This is a genomic window from Nostoc sp. (genome assembly GCF_036917635.1).
In the GTDB taxonomy this organism is placed as follows: Bacteria; Cyanobacteriota; Cyanobacteriia; order Cyanobacteriales; family Nostocaceae; genus Nostoc.
This window is the reverse complement of sequence record NZ_JBALCW010000040.1, coordinates 39404-54200: the sequence shown is the minus strand read 5'-3', so window position 1 is coordinate 54200 and position 14797 is coordinate 39404. Positions and strand designations below refer to the sequence as shown.

Here is a 14797-nt window from a genome sequence, read left to right as displayed (position 1 = left end):
CTCATCTCTATACCCCTGTCTTTAGATGTATGAGAATGTCATACGCAGAAAAAAGTTTTTCAATCTGTTTGCACTCAATTTAGTATTAATGATGTCCGCTTGATTACTTACTAAACCCCAAGAACCTCACCCTAACCCTCCCCTTATAAATGGGAGGGAAGTAGATTTGTTTTCTTGTTTCCCCCCAATATATCGGGGGGATTAAGGGGGGTAATTTGACTTGTGTGTACACCGTAGCCCGCAAGCTCTTAGGGGTCGGGGGTGGGGTTCTTTTATTATGGGTAATTTGGGGGACATGATATTACTTGACTTCCACAGCAATTTCCGCAGACATCCCCGGAGTAATCCGCGATTGGTATCCTTGAATGCTCTTTTGGTCGAAAACTATTTTTACTGGGATACGTTGGACAACTTTGGTAAAGTTACCTGTAGCGTTATCCGGTGGTAATAAGGCAAACTGAGCGCCGGAAGCTGGCGAAATACTGTCAACACGACCAATAAAGGCATGATGAGGAAAACTATCCAGCTTGATTTCTACTGGCTGTCCTGGGCGCATCTTTTCTAATTGAGTTTCTTTGAAGTTCGCAACTACCCAATAGTTGTTATCGACGATCGCCATTAATGGTGTTCCCGATTGGACTCGGTTACCAACTTCGACGTTTTTTCTACCTACGCGTCCAGCAGTAGGGGCGGTAATATTAACATAAGATAGTTGCAATTGTGCGTTTTTCAGCGATGCTTCTGATTGCGCGATCGCCGCTTTTGCTGCTTCATATTGGCTACGTTTTACTGTGGTATCTTGTCCACCTGCGGTAGCTTGTTGCAATCCTCCCTTAGATGCTGCCAATTTAGCTTGGGCGTTGGTGACATTTTCTTGCGCCTGTGCTAATTGAGACTGAGCTTGGGCTACACCAACTTTGGCAGAAGCTAACTTGGCTTGCGCTTGTTTTACTCCCTCAAGAGCGGCGTTTTTCTGTGCGATCGCTACATTATAAGCGGCCTTGGCTGTGTCTAGCTGTTGGCGAGGAATCGCACCTGTTTTATACAAATCGTTGTAACGATTGTAATCTGCTTGGGCTTTTTCTAAATTCGCATTTGTTTGTGCTACCTGGGCTTGGGCTGCTGGTATCCCCGCTTGGGCTTCTTGTACTACTGCTTGGGCTGCTGGTATTCCCGCTTGGGCTTCTTGTACTGCTGCTTGGGCTGTGGAAATTGCCGCTACAGCACTGCTAACATCACCCTGCGCTTGAGTTGTCTTACCAGTGGTGGTTTGTGAAGTTAAGGAAATACTTGCTTGGGCGGCTTGCGCCTGACCACGAGCATTTTCTAGGGCGGCTTGTGCTTGTTCTACCTGACTTTGATAGTCCCGTGGATCTAACTTCACCAACAATTGTCCTGGTTGCACCAGTTGGTTATCATTCACAAGCACTTCACTTATAGTTCCGGGAATGCGGGTACTAACTTGGTGAATGTTTCCGGCTACGGTGGCGTTGTCTGTTTCCTGATGGGTGGAGGAATATTGCCAATAGTGATAACCAAAAGCACCTGCGGCGATCGCACCCACACCTAATGCTGCCAAAATTAAAGCATTCGGTCTTTTGCGCTTCGATGGAACTTCTTTTTCTTTCTCCTTCTCTATCTCAGGTGTTACAACAGGCGCTTCTGCTGTTGTCGATGTTTCTATGGTCACAGCCTCTAAAGTCTCGGAATCAGGAATCAATTGTTTTTCAATAACTGGGGTTTTGTGTCCGTTGCGTCCGTTAAAAGTATTAGTTTTCATGATTGTTAACTTGTTTGTTGGTTAAGTAAAGTAATTTGATTGATAGCCTTTTATTTAGAATGCGTAGTATTTTAGGAAAAAAAATCCTTTTTTTATTAGTATGCGTAATATTATGTCAAAACAAATCTTTACACCACCTCCCCCAGTCGGGTGATTATGGGATCATCTTTAGGAGAGGTTAGCGATCGCCCGGTTCAAGATTTCAGAAAACACTTCCCGGTCAGCAAAGGAAATACCATTCATCGCTTCATCACGCACGGCTGCGGCGATTGGGGGTAAAACACCTTCTAGTTCCTTACCTGCATCCGTTAGCCAGATTCGCCAGATGCGGCGATCGTGACTGTCGCGTTCTCGGCGCACCAAGCCGCGTTCTTCCATCCGATCTAGTACACCTGTTAAAGTCCCACCCACTTGTTTGAGTTTGTCCCCAATACTAGAAGTAGGTAAACCATCTTCTTGCCACAAACAGCACAACACCAACCAGTGAAATGGCGTAAGTCCAAAAGGTTCTAGCCTCTCTGTAAACTTGCGTCCAAGCAGTTGTGAGACTAATTTTATTCTGTAACCCAAATTGTATGGTGCCAGATTTTGCTGCCACGAATCTAAAGCTGGGGAGTGATTAGATGTAGAAACCATTTAGCAAAATACTTAGTATGCGTACTATTATTATAACTAGATTAATTTTTTTTAGCAATACTTGCTTGACATCTGCTTGGCAGTCCGTCTTAGAGAATAAATTCAATCAACTGGTACTCTTTGAGGGTGCCGATAATCGGTGAGGTCGAGATAATTTAGGGGACTGGTCAGCATATATCCAAGCATAGCTCAAAGGTGGTCTTTGGGAAATAGAGGCTACTTGTTGGGGGAGAATAGAAAGATATAAATTAAGCAATACTTGGCTTTTCTGGTCTATTTGCACATAGTAGGTAGGATGAAATTGGAGAATTGAGGCGATCGCACTTTGTTGTAAGAAAGATTTTAAAACAGGGTAAAACCTGATTGGTATATCAGTACATTATTTAATTTAGGACTTACGCAAAATATCTCTCAAACTCTTCTCCGTGCTCTCTGTGCCTCTGCGGTTCGTTATTCCGTAACTCATGCGTAAGTCCTATAATTGCAAGTCCCTTATACCATTTCTTTGTGAGGCTGCGCCAAACCCTCTTAACTTCTTCTTTCTTTCTTTGTGTTATTTGCGGACTTTGCGGTTCGTTTTTCTTTCTTGTACTTAAATATGGTTTAGCGCATCTTAATACAGAATTGGTATTAGTACTTGAAGATAGTACAATCAGAAAAATTGAATAAAGCTTTTGATTCTCCTTATTAACGCGATTGATTGATTCAGACCTGGACGGGTATAATAATGCTAATTCCACAATTACAAAAACTTTTAACAGCACCTCTTACTCCAAAAAACAGACAAAATCAATCTCGATTGACTGTCATCTTTTGGTACAGTCTAAGTCTAACTTTTGCTGTTGGCTATATTCTTATGGGGGTGCGACAAGCTTTCAGCAGTAAATATATAGTCAGCGACGATGCACGGGAATATATTTCTTGGATGTATCGTTACTTTAACCCAGATTTATTTCCTGGGGATTTAATCGCTGATTATTTCCAGTCGGTGACACCAATTGGATATGGTCTTCTTTATAAGATAATTGCGGCTTTAAATATCGATCTAACTTTATTTAGCAAAATTTTTCCAATAGTAGTGGGACTAATTACAACTAGCTATTGCTTTGCAGTCTGTATACAGATATTACCAGTGCCAATGGCGGGGTTTATTGCATCTTTACTTTTGAATCAAAGTCTTTGTATGCATGATGACCTATTTTCTGCAACTCCTAGAGATTTTATTTATCCCCTATTTTTAGCTTTTCTATATTATTCAATACGGTCTTCTGCATTAGGTATATTAATTGTACTTGCACTCCAGTGCTTAATATATCCTTTAATAGGTTTTGTCGATTTATTAATTTTATTTTTGAGATTATTTAGCTGGAAAAATGGGCAAATAAGTATTTCTCAGAACCAAAAAGATTTTAGTTTATTTGCAGCAGCAATTATGATTGTTGGTATTATGATTTTACCTTATGCCATTCAATCATCACAATTTAGCCCGGTAATTACTGCTGCTGTTGCAAGAACTATGCCGGAGTACTGGGATGGAGGAAGATTCAGGTATTTTAGTCATAATATTATTAGTTATTGGTTTGATGGTAGAGATAGCGGTTTTTTTGCTTTAATTTCACCTCCGCAACTATTGTTTGGTTTATTATTACCAATTATTCTGAAAATCCAGTCTCCTTATTCTCTCCTAAACAAGCAACTAAATAATGAAGTCAAGCTATTGTTACAGGTAGTAATAGCTAGTTTGATAATGTTTTTTACTGCCCATGCCTTAGCTTTCCAACTATACTGGCCTAGCCGCTACACCCATCATACTTTTAAGATGGTACTTGCTCTTGCAGCAGCAATCTCTATTACCTTGATTTTAGATGCTACATTTCGATGGTCGAGACAAAATGGGAGACAAATTTTTATCTTGGGGGCTAGTATAATCCTTGGTTTAGGACTCGTTTTGTACCCTAGCAGCTTTAGCTTAAAAGTTTTTCCCAAAACCCCTTATGTAGAGGGTACAGTCCCAACATTATATAATTTTTTGCAAAAGCAACCGCAAAATATTGTCATAGCCTCTACTTCTGGAGAAGCAGATAACATTCCTATCTTCGCTCAAAGAACCATTTTGGTTGGTAAAGAATATGCTTTACCAACCCATACAAAATATTATGCTCAATTTCGCCAGAGGATGGTTGACCTTATTAATGCCCAATATACTGAAGATATTAACCAGCTTAAAGAATTTATCCAAAAATATCACGTAACTTTTTGGCTATTAGAACGTTCTGCATTCATTCCCGAATATATAACTAAAAACACTTGGCTACAACAATATCAGCCAGCAGCACAACAAGCGAACACAAACTTACAGAAAGGTCTACCCATCTTAGCGACATTAATTAACTCTTGTGCAGTTTTGGAGACTGATAATTTAGTACTTCTCAAAACAGAATGTATCAAAGTCGTAACCAAGACTTGAACACAATGCCCAATTATAATCAAAGCTATTGGATTGAAATAGCAATGCTGATTAACTACTTTGACTTCACAAAAAAAAGGTTCTTCAGACCCAAATATGTTACATAGGGATTGTGACAAAATACCTTAAATTGCGGCAATTTTCGGAAAAAGTATTCCAAAACAGAGATTTATGCAGTTAAAATCGAATCAGCGCCTGAAATTAGACGACACAGACGATAAGCTGTTCTATGCGTATCCCCGCTTTGTTACCCATGTCGATGAAGGATTTATTCAACAGCTAACGAATTTATATAGCGATCGCCTCAAACCCAACACCCGCATTTTTGATATGATGAGCAGCTGGGTGTCTCATCTGCCAGAAGAGATGGAGTTTGCCCATGTGAAAGGACACGGACTCAACGCTGAGGAATTAGCACGAAATCCTCGCTTAAATGATTACTTTGTCCAAAATCTTAACGAAAATCCGCAGCTACCTTTACCAGATGAAGATTTTGATGCTGTTCTCAATTGTGTATCTGTGCAGTATGTGCAATATCCAGAAGCAGTATTTTCTGAAATTTACCGCATCTTGAAACCCGGAGGTGTCGCAATTATCAGCTTTTCTAACCGGATGTTTTTTGAAAAGGCGATTCAAGCTTGGCGGGAGGCAACAGATGCACAGCGAGTAGAATTAGTTAAAGAGTATTTCGCCTCAGTTCCAGGATTTACAACCGCAGAAGTTATAGCTCATAAGTCAACATTACCAAATTTATTACAGTGGTTGGGTGCAGCTGGAGGAGATCCATTTTATGCCGTTATAGCTTACCGGAATTAAATTCACTGGCACAGCACGGCGTAAATCCAGCTATTATCTCAAAGACAAGGGGCAAAATCCCCTTGTTAAAGACTCTTGTTATTTGTATATCCATAATCTTTGTAGATGAATTATTGGCTAATGAAATCAGAACCAGAAACCTATAGCATTGCTGACCTTCAACAGCAGAACGAGACTATCTGGGACGGTGTTCGCAATTATCAAGCTCGTAATTTTTTGCGCCAAATGAATGAAGGGGACTTAGCTTTTTTCTATCATTCCAACACTAATCCTCCCAATATTGCTGGATTAATGCGTGTAGTTAAAAAAGATATTGTTGACCCGACCCAGTTTGAGTTAAATAGTAAATACTACGACCCAAAATCGAGTTCCAAATCCCCTCGGTGGCAAACAGTTGTAGTGGAATTTGTTGAGACTTTTTCCAACCCCATTTTGTTATCAATAGTCAAAGAACAATTTAGCGCCGAAGAGTTAATGTTGGTGAGACAAGGAAATCGTTTATCGGTGATGCCCGTCCCTGAAGCAGTAGCTTTGAAGATTCTGGCGATTAAAACCTCCTAGTTAAAAATTACACCAAGACTGTACCTCACTAACTTGCAACTTCCTGTAAAATTAAAGGTTTGTAGTAAGGACTTTAGTCCTCTCTACACGAAGAAAGTTAGGACTAAAACCCCAACTACAAAAATCTTTGAAAGAGGGTTGACTAACTGAAAATAATGTGATTTATTCTTACTTGCTTTACGTCCATTGAACAGTATCTAATTGATAGTAAAGTTGCAATTGCTCATAAAGTGCCGGATGTTTGGACAGCAATTGGTGCGGTTTCTCAAAGAATGTCTCAGTCGCTACGGCAAAAAATTCTGCGGGATCTGTTGCACCGTAACTGTCCATTACCGTATTTACGCCTTGTAGAACATCATTACAAAGTTGCTGATATTGTTGTGTCATCACCTTCGCCCAAATACCATAGTCTGATTTGCTTTGCAGTATAGGAACTCCATCAGCTTTACCATCTTCTTGATCCAACTGATGGGCGAATTCATGAAGCACAACGTTACGTCCATCTCTCCAGTTATTAGTGTCTTGTTTCACTTGTTCCCAAGAAAGTACTAATTGGTCATTTATCCACGATTCACCTAGTCTTGCCACACGCCTTTCTTCAACAACATAATTTCCAATAGAAGTCGTTTCCTGAACAAAATAAGCATTAGGATAGACAAGTATTGAACGAAGTCTAGGGAAGTATTGCCCACGTTCATTTAATAGGAGTAAACAGGCAATACATGCAAGGGTCAGTTTCATTTCCTCCGTTACCTGTAATCCTCTACAGCCAATAAATTGCTTTTCTGCTAAAAATACTTGAATATGTCCCTGAAGTCGTCTGATTTCATTGGGAGATAGACAAAGATAAATGGGAAGATTATTTTCAATAATTGCATTCCACAGTGGGGGAAAAGGACGGTGCTTTAGGCGGTTTCTTCGCCTTGTTACTAGAACCGGATTGATTAAAATCCCAGTGATAATCAGCCCAATGATCATAAATACAAATATTGTTTGAATCATTGAATTTATAAGCAGGTTACATTTTTAAGTAATTGTTAAACATAAAAACTAGATAAAATAATTGTTCTTGTTGTGCCTCAATAACTTTGGCTTTGTGAAAAATTGGTTTGTTGGGCTTCGTTCCTGAACCCAACCTACACAGTTAAGGTTTTTAGCGTTAACTGAACTGTATTGTTTTATAATGTTTTTTAATAAGCGTGAGTTACAGCTTAACCTCACTCCGACAAAGCTGTACTTTATCGCCCCTCTCCGAACTCACGGAGAGGGGTTGGGGGTGAGGTTTTGATATGTACTTCATGGTTTGGAAACTGCTATATTTTCCTACTGTTGCTAGCACTCTGATTTTCGCCACAATTTTAAAAGATTAAGGACATAGGATAAGAGGTTCCAAAAACTATATTTGCTACCATACATCAGCGCTATTGAATCAGAATTATGCAAGATTCAACTTTGGTAGAAAGGGTTTTTTGAAGCCCTTCTTGAACTTTGCTAATCAGTTTATCAAAAGCCTCTTGATCTGCTGTCAATTGTTCTTGAAGAACTTTCTCTAACTCAGGCTTTATTTGCTCAGACATCTCCTCGATTTTTTTGTCGCTCAAAAAACTAGAACGAACCCAACTAGGTACATCCACATTAGTCTTGATTACTTCTTGAACACTCTTACGATTTAGCTCCATTCCTGCTGCCATCATCGAAGCCCCATATACTAATGCAATCGGCCAGGTTAAATGTCCAGTTAATATGAGAGTGATGATGCTAGCTACAGTGCCTCCACCAATTACTACATTGACAATAAAGCCCACTGTCTCAGCTAAGATAGCATCTCCAATTCGTAGCTCTGGATTAACAAAATTTGGGTCAATACTATCCTGGAACCTTAAGCTGCTTCTAGGTATCTGAAACTTTCGACAGATTGGATCGGTTTGTGCGGCTAAATCGGGTTGGATTTTATTACTAAACCAAGAAGCGCATTGATAATTAATTATCTGCACAGCGCGATCGCTTTTGAGCCACTGTTCTGCTCGACCGATTAAAGATGCTTCCAAATCGGCTAAAGTCCGTATTTTGTTTTTTTGCCAATCTTTTAAACCTGGTTTAACTGCGTTGACAATCAAGCCATCTGTCAAAGGCTTAGTTAGTGATTCGATTAACTCCGGGATATGCGTTTCAATCAAACCTTTAAGTGTGTTCGAGGTAAATAGTTTGTTGACTTCTTGCTTAAAAGCAGCAGCCCGCAAATCCCATCTTCCTACTCGTGCTAAACCCATTGCAATACACCGTTCCGGTTCTGGATCGGGGCGAAGCTGCGTTTCTGGTTCGGGAAACATTTCTTGACAAAGCAAATGCGTAAACTTCATCCGAGATGCACCGCCAGTCATCAGCACAAGTTTTGGTACAATTCCTAGTTTTTCTAGCTTTTCTTTCGCCTCGGTTAAAGAGTCGCTAAACGATCGCACCCAACTATGATGCTCCAATTCCGGTAAGGGCTGGTTTAAAATTTCCTCCATCATCAATTTATTCACTTGGGGAATAAAATAAATCTGTTCGTTGATCGACTCGAAGCCACGCGCAAAGGATTCAGGATCGCTATATAGCTGTTCATTAGAAAAGTAATCTTCTTTAGCTTTGCGACAAGCAAGTTCACAACGAGCTTGGTGATGCGGATATTCCTTAAATACTTTTTCGAGTAATGCTTTTTGTTCGTGGTTGGCGAGAGTCTGGGCAAAAATAGCTTTGTCAATTAGCGATGCACCTAAAGTATTACTCCCGAAATCTATCGGAATCTCTTCTAAGCTCTTAACCAAAGTAAAATCTGTGGTTGAAGAACCAATATCGACAATTAGCACCGCTCCTACAAGTTTGTCATACTCCAACTTCCCGGCTTCTTTGGCTTGCATGAAAGCAGCCCGCGATTCGGGTACAACATTTAGTTGGGGAATACCAGCTGCTTGAAGTAGCTTTTGGTATTCGGTGCGATCGTTAGCTGACCATCCGGAAGGACAACCTATGTAAAAATAGCTACTTTCCCCACCTTCAAGTTGTTTGCTTTCTTTCAAAAGACGGTAGTACGTTGCGACAAAAGTGCTAATTGTTTCCCGATATTTGGGATCGTTGTTGGGTTTTTGCTTAAATGAAATTGTCAGCTGGGTAACGCCAGCTTGAATTAATGCTTGTTCGCCGACAAGATAACCGAGTTTAGGATGCCAACCAAGGGCTGTAATTTGGTTCTTCTTGTTATTAACTTCCAGCATCTGGGGAGGTTCGATGCTTTCCACAACAGCTTTAGCTACAGCCGTTTCACCGTGTCCCAAATCAAAACCGATTGTTTCTAAAATTTCCATACCCTTATTGTCTATTATTCTCTAGCAGCGGAATATGCTGGCTCAATTACTCGACCGCGCCGAATTAAGCGATCGCCTTTCAACAATGCCGGAGTTAAAGTTACGTGATCTTTGGTATCAGGGTCGATACTTGGCTCAAAGTCAAAATAGCCGCGATCGCTGTGTGGGTCATTTGGTCGGTAAATTTGAGCGTTAATTCCCTGAGACATTAATATCTGTGGCAGAAGTTTTGCAAGTTCATGAGCCATTTGGGGTTTATCAAGTTTTGATGCGCCCATTAGCCTTTGCAGAAAATTCAATAGCTCTGGTAGTTCTTCTATTGCTAGATCGCCTTCATGTTTATTCCATTCTTCTACTCTAGCTACTGCTAAGTCGATAGTGTTGAGAGCATCGCCAAGGTGATCTAAAAATATTTTGCTATCAACCTGTAGCATAGGTTTAGGTAATTCCAATAGCTCTTGAGACATAGAATTTTGCTGGTTATTTGAGTCGAGTTGAAGTACAACTTCTACCCCTAGAAGTAGAGAGGTTAGTAAAATAGCCATCCATGCACCTGGGGTCGTTTTAGTTAAGGAGAATAACGAACCTAAGATGCCGATATAAATTAGTCCCTTTAGCAGTTTCAGAATTAATCTGCTGGAAAACAACTTTGTACTTGGGTTAGCAAATTGCTTTTGTTCTGTTGGAGCAATTTGAAGATAGTTAGCCGCAGCGAGAGTGGCGATGGACTGTCGCAGCGTATCCAGGAAAAAGGAAGCTAGACGAACTTGAGCCAAATTAAGCTTTTCAATGTAATTTCTTTCCAGATTATCAAGTCGATTCTGAACCAACTTAACTATCTCCTCAATGTTGGTTGCATTATCAATATCTGTCTTGAGTTGGTTGCGTTCTTCGCTAAAAAGTGAGGTGATTGTTTTCATTGCGTTGAGTAAGACTTTAAGGTTATTAATTAGGAGTAAAATAAGCAATTGTCTGCTCATTTAACCCTATAAGGGACTTCCAGTAAAAAAACATCCTATCGTAGGAGCGCAAGTCCTTGCACTTTTACAAATTTACAAATGATGTTGGATAATTTATTTTTTGGAAGTCCTTAATCACATGATGAGCGAATAATTCATAATTCATAATTATGTTACATGGGTATTTAATTATGAATTATGAATTAGGTTAATTGCAAATTACTACCCATCAGAAGGAGGAGCAGAATGTTTATTTGTGTTATTGCAGACTACGGTACAGGAGATCCGGCATTTACAGAAGTCACACAGCGTTTGCTGATGGCTTTTCCCCAAGCCCAAATTCATTTGCTTTCGGTTCCAGCATTCAGTACATTGGCAACGGGATTTTGGATTGCTCAACTAGGACTCAACCCAGGAAATAGCGATCGCCTAATTTATCATAACTGTGCGCCTCGTCAGGATGATCCTGAAGCCCGTCGAGACAATGAAGGTGAAGGGCTAACTTATGCCCTTTTATCCAATGGTGTAAAAGTCGTAGGTGTAAATGCAGGCTACACACTCTCCTTTATCAAAGACTATACAAAGGAGTTGCGAGTGGTCAACGTTTCTCGTGGTGGTTCGCAATTTCGCTCACGCGATGTCTTTCCGCCGGCTGCGGCTGCCATTATGAATGAAGATTTTAGCCTTCTAGGAGATAGTCTTAAGAGTGAGCAAATCCCAGATGTTCCACCAGATAGAATAGCCTGGATTGATGGCTACGGCAACATCAAAACAACTATTGGGGCGCATACACTGAATTTGGAGCCTCAAACCAAAATCGTGATCCGAATTGGAGATGTGGTCAGTGATGCAGTCTATTCTGATGGCAGCTTCAAAGTTTCTGAAGGAACTTTGGCCTTTGCTCCTGGTAGTTCCGGTTGGTCAAGAGGCGATTCAGGAGAACCATTGCGCTTTTTAGAGCTATTTCTGCGAGGAGGGAGTGCTTGGGAACGCTTTGGCCGTCCCCGTGTAAATCAGCAAGTAACTCGAATGGTACATTAAGGCTAAAGCCCAAATGGCAGTAAACAAATAAGACACACACTGGCTATTCGCCCATGAACAGCTTGCTTTGCATTACTTTCAGAAACTTAGGCGACTTTACAAGAACTCCGTCACTTAAGGGTGTTAGGATATTTTTCACCAGCTGAATCTGACTTATGAAATTAGTTTGCTCCCAAAGCGATCTTAGTACAAACCTCTCACTCGTCAGTCGTGCAGTACCTTCACGACCAACTCATCCAGTACTTGCCAATGTGCTGTTACAAGCGGATGCCCAAACTAACCAAGTAAGCTTAACAGCCTTTGATCTCAGCTTGGGAATCCGCACCAGCTTTAATGCAGAGGTATGGCAAAGTGGTGCGATCGCACTTCCTGCTAAGTTACTTGTAGACATCACCTCTCGTCTTCCAGAGGGCGAAATTACTCTAGACGATGAATCAGCCCTCACAGGTGTAACACCTGGTGGAGAAGGTTTAATTGTTACACTAACACCCAAGAGTGGACATTACCAAGTCCGAGCAATGGGGCCTGAAGAATTTCCTGAATTACCTGTAATTGAAAATACAGAAGTAATCCATCTCACCACCACTGCATTAATTGAGGGATTACGGGGTTCATTGTTTGCTACTAGTGGTGATGAAACCAAGCAAGTACTTACGGGAGTGCATTTAACAGTTAAACAAGATACTCTAGAATTTGCAGCTACCGACGGACATCGCCTAGCAGTGGTAGAAACTAGCAATGAGCGTCCTTTAGGCGGAACTAGTCAATTAGAAGTGACAGTACCAGCTAGAGCATTACGCGAATTACAACGAATGCTAGCTCATAGCGCTTCATCAGATGAACCTGTAGCTTTATATTTCGATCAAGGTCAAGTTGTGTTTGCATGGCAAAATCAACGCTTGACTAGTCGCACATTAGAAGGGCAATATCCTGCCTATCGACAACTAATTCCGCGCCAATTTGAGCGACAAGTGACAATTGAACGGCGACAATTTGTCAGCACTTTAGAGCGGATTGCTGTACTAGCCGATCAAAAAAATAATATTGTCAAGCTCAGTATTGATAGCGAAGCTCAAGAAATTACCTTATCTTGTGAAGCCCAAGATGTGGGGAGTGGTAGAGAGTCTATGCCAGCCCAAATTTCTGGGGAAAACATAGAAATTGCTTTTAACATTAAATATTTGATGGAAGGCTTGAAAGAGTTACCATCTTCCGAAATTCAAATGCACTTAAATCAAAGCCTAACTCCAGTGATTTTTACGCCATTGGGAGGTTTGAAAATGACCTATTTAGCTATGCCGGTGCAACTGAGAAGTTAAAAAGAATACCTAACCCCCAACCCCTTCCTTAGGGAGCATCCCAATTTTAGCTTAAATCTTTTCCCTCACCCCCAGCCCCTCTCCCGTCAGATGGGAGAGGGAAGACAAAGTATAGCTTTGGCTCTTTGGGATGATTCGGGTTTAATAAGTAATCAAGCGGACATGATATCACTTATTATTTTCTAATGAAACTAACTGACTACCGCTTCCGCTTTTTCCTGGGCTTTTTCCTTCACTAGCACATAAGGCGTTTCTGCACCTTGTGCGAGATATTCAGCTAGCTGACTTTCAATTTGATCGCGCACAATTTGGCGATACTCTAGAAAATGCTCGTTGTGGGCGCAAGCAGAGATATAATGCTCAATAACGCCAGGGTTACGCTTGAGAATGCTAAACAAATGGTGCCAGAACTTCCAACGGGTTTCCCGTTTGATGCCTTGTCGCCAAATTACAATTAACAACGCTTTCACAACCACCCACTCTGGCATTTTCGCTGGCGCTTTCCAACTTGGCAAACCCATCATCAAGAAACAGCGATAGGTACGATCTAAGTACTGTACTGGGTCGTATAAAGTACAAAAGGCTTCAATATATTCTCTGGCAAGTTCTTCTAGAGGACGGGTGGGCAGGAAGTTCATCAATGTTGTTTGATTGATGTTCCCATCTTGATTTTCTCGTAGTCGCCCTTCTTTTTTCAGGCGATGCCAAAGCGCGGTGTTCGGTAACGCTTGCAACATGGCAAAGGTAGTAGAGGGAATCGCTGCTTGTTCTGCAAAGCGGACAATGCGATCGCCTGCACCTGCTTTTTCGCCATCAAACCCGATAATAAACCCAGCCATTGGGCGTAATCCGGCTCTGGTGATGGTTTCTACTGCCTCAGTTAGCGAACTGCGAGTATTTTGAAACTTCTTAGTCATTTGCAAACTATCCTCATCCGGCGTTTCAATTCCCAAAAACACCGCCGAGAATCCGCACTCAACCATCAACTCCAACATTTCTGCATCTTGTGCTAAGTCAATTGAAGCTTCAGTGTCAAACCGGAAGGGATACTTATGTTCTGCCATCCAGACTTTTAACTCTTTGAGCAACAATTTTACATTTCGTTTGTTGCCAATAAAGTTGTCATCCACCATGAACACACCCCGTCGCCAACCCAATTCATAGAGATAATCTAATTCTGCTAACAGTTGGGCTGGGGCTTTGGTGCGCGGTTTGCGCCCGTAAAGAACAATAATGTCGCAAAATTCGCACTGGAAGGGACACCCGCGCGAAAACTGTACCGACATCATGTCATAAGCATCTAATTCTAATAAATCAAAGCGGGGTATTGGTGTGCTTGTGACATCTGGTTTTTCTGTGGCGCGGAAAGTGCCAGATGTGTCTCCCCGTTTGATTGCCTCAATAAACATCGGGAGAGTGATTTCTCCTTCATCCAAAATCAGAAAATCTGCGCCAACATTTTCAACTTCGTGAGGTACAGAGGTGGGGTAGGGGCCGCCAACTGCGACTAGCTTGCCACGTTTTTTTGCTTCCTGGATTTGTTCAAGTAAATCTTGCTTCTGGACAATCATCGCGGAGAGGATTACCACATCTGCCCATGCCCACTCTTCTTCTGTTGCTGCACGAATGTTGCGATCGACTAGCTTGAATTCCCATTCTTGGGGCAGAATCGCCGCTACTGTTACTAAACCTAGAGGTGGTAATAAAACCTTGCGATCGACTAACTCTAAGATTTTTTCATAAGACCAAAAGGTTTTGGGAAATATTGGATACACTAACAGGATTCGCATGTAGTATCAATCCTCACACTTTGATTGTTATCCCACTCTAACGAAAATTAAGAGCTATTGACTTTTTATTAAAGTTGTTTTATT

The 14797-nt window shown here is 41.2% G+C and carries 11 protein-coding genes; 5 read left to right on the top strand and 6 right to left on the bottom strand.

Annotated features, from left to right (window positions below):
* Positions 1–301: 301 nt before the first annotated feature.
* Complete coding sequence (locus V7K32_RS11115) at positions 302–1780, bottom strand: HlyD family secretion protein (RefSeq protein WP_334993077.1); 1479 nt, start codon at positions 1778–1780, stop codon at positions 302–304.
* A 168-nt stretch (positions 1781–1948) separates the two neighbouring features.
* Entirely contained in the window at positions 1949–2416 is a 468-nt protein-coding gene (locus V7K32_RS11110) for a MarR family winged helix-turn-helix transcriptional regulator (RefSeq protein ID WP_334993075.1), read from the bottom strand.
* 727 nt (positions 2417–3143) lie between these two features.
* On the opposite strand from V7K32_RS11110, the gene V7K32_RS11105 reads away from it, so the two are divergent.
* The 3 genes from V7K32_RS11105 to V7K32_RS11095 all read left to right on the top strand — a co-directional run bounded on the left by V7K32_RS11105 (position 3144) and on the right by V7K32_RS11095 (position 6260).
* Positions 3144–4883, top strand: coding sequence for a hypothetical protein (locus V7K32_RS11105; protein WP_334993073.1), 1740 nt, complete (start codon positions 3144–3146; stop codon positions 4881–4883).
* Positions 4884–5054: 171 nt separating this feature from the next.
* Positions 5055–5699, top strand: a complete 645-nt coding sequence (locus tag V7K32_RS11100; RefSeq protein ID WP_334993071.1) for a class I SAM-dependent methyltransferase — start codon at positions 5055–5057, stop codon at positions 5697–5699.
* A 105-nt stretch (positions 5700–5804) separates the two neighbouring features.
* A complete protein-coding gene (locus V7K32_RS11095; protein WP_334993069.1) occupies positions 5805–6260 on the top strand; it encodes an EVE domain-containing protein in 456 nt (151 codons plus the stop codon).
* 177 nt (positions 6261–6437) lie between these two features.
* Here V7K32_RS11095 and V7K32_RS11090 read toward each other — a convergent pair whose 3' ends face one another.
* The 3 genes from V7K32_RS11090 to V7K32_RS11080 all read right to left on the bottom strand — a co-directional run bounded on the left by V7K32_RS11090 (position 6438) and on the right by V7K32_RS11080 (position 10524).
* On the bottom strand, positions 6438–7262 hold the full coding sequence (locus tag V7K32_RS11090; RefSeq protein WP_334993067.1) for a M90 family metallopeptidase: 825 nt from the start codon (positions 7260–7262) through the stop codon (positions 6438–6440).
* Between the two features lie 419 nt (positions 7263–7681).
* Positions 7682–9604, bottom strand: a complete 1923-nt coding sequence (locus V7K32_RS11085; protein ID WP_334993065.1) for an Hsp70 family protein — start codon at positions 9602–9604, stop codon at positions 7682–7684.
* Positions 9605–9618: 14 nt separating this feature from the next.
* Positions 9619–10524, bottom strand: coding sequence for a hypothetical protein (locus tag V7K32_RS11080; protein WP_334993063.1), 906 nt, complete (start codon positions 10522–10524; stop codon positions 9619–9621).
* Between the two features lie 285 nt (positions 10525–10809).
* Here V7K32_RS11080 and V7K32_RS11075 point away from each other — a divergent pair, with 285 nt between their 5' ends.
* Positions 10810–11604, top strand: coding sequence for an SAM hydrolase/SAM-dependent halogenase family protein (locus tag V7K32_RS11075; protein ID WP_334993061.1), 795 nt, complete (start codon positions 10810–10812; stop codon positions 11602–11604).
* 155 nt (positions 11605–11759) lie between these two features.
* Positions 11760–12923 carry a DNA polymerase III subunit beta gene (gene dnaN / locus V7K32_RS11070; protein WP_334993059.1) on the top strand — a complete coding sequence of 388 codons (1164 nt, stop codon included), beginning with the start codon at positions 11760–11762 and terminating at the stop codon, positions 12921–12923.
* A gap of 191 nt (positions 12924–13114) precedes the next feature.
* On the opposite strand, the gene V7K32_RS11065 is transcribed toward dnaN, so the two are convergent.
* The gene (locus tag V7K32_RS11065) at positions 13115–14713 is read right to left on the bottom strand and encodes a B12-binding domain-containing radical SAM protein (RefSeq protein WP_334993057.1); all 1599 of its coding nucleotides are present in this window, start codon (positions 14711–14713) and stop codon (positions 13115–13117) included.
* Positions 14714–14797: the final 84 nt, after the last annotated feature.

Excerpts from the sequence above, each read along its gene's own strand:
- V7K32_RS11115 (WP_334993077.1), bottom strand. The coding sequence starts at position 1,780 with ATGAAAACTAATACTTTTAACGGACGCAACGGACACAAAACCCCAGTT.
- V7K32_RS11110 (WP_334993075.1), bottom strand. The coding sequence starts at position 2,416 with ATGGTTTCTACATCTAATCACTCCCCAGCTTTAGATTCGTGGCAGCAA.
- V7K32_RS11105 (WP_334993073.1), top strand. The coding sequence starts at position 3,144 with ATGCTAATTCCACAATTACAAAAACTTTTAACAGCACCTCTTACTCCA.
- V7K32_RS11100 (WP_334993071.1), top strand. The coding sequence starts at position 5,055 with ATGCAGTTAAAATCGAATCAGCGCCTGAAATTAGACGACACAGACGAT.
- V7K32_RS11095 (WP_334993069.1), top strand. The coding sequence starts at position 5,805 with ATGAATTATTGGCTAATGAAATCAGAACCAGAAACCTATAGCATTGCT.
- V7K32_RS11090 (WP_334993067.1), bottom strand. The coding sequence starts at position 7,262 with ATGATTCAAACAATATTTGTATTTATGATCATTGGGCTGATTATCACT.
- V7K32_RS11085 (WP_334993065.1), bottom strand. The coding sequence starts at position 9,604 with ATGGAAATTTTAGAAACAATCGGTTTTGATTTGGGACACGGTGAAACG.
- V7K32_RS11080 (WP_334993063.1), bottom strand. The coding sequence starts at position 10,524 with ATGAAAACAATCACCTCACTTTTTAGCGAAGAACGCAACCAACTCAAG.
- V7K32_RS11075 (WP_334993061.1), top strand. The coding sequence starts at position 10,810 with ATGTTTATTTGTGTTATTGCAGACTACGGTACAGGAGATCCGGCATTT.
- dnaN (WP_334993059.1), top strand. The coding sequence starts at position 11,760 with ATGAAATTAGTTTGCTCCCAAAGCGATCTTAGTACAAACCTCTCACTC.
- V7K32_RS11065 (WP_334993057.1), bottom strand. The coding sequence starts at position 14,713 with ATGCGAATCCTGTTAGTGTATCCAATATTTCCCAAAACCTTTTGGTCT.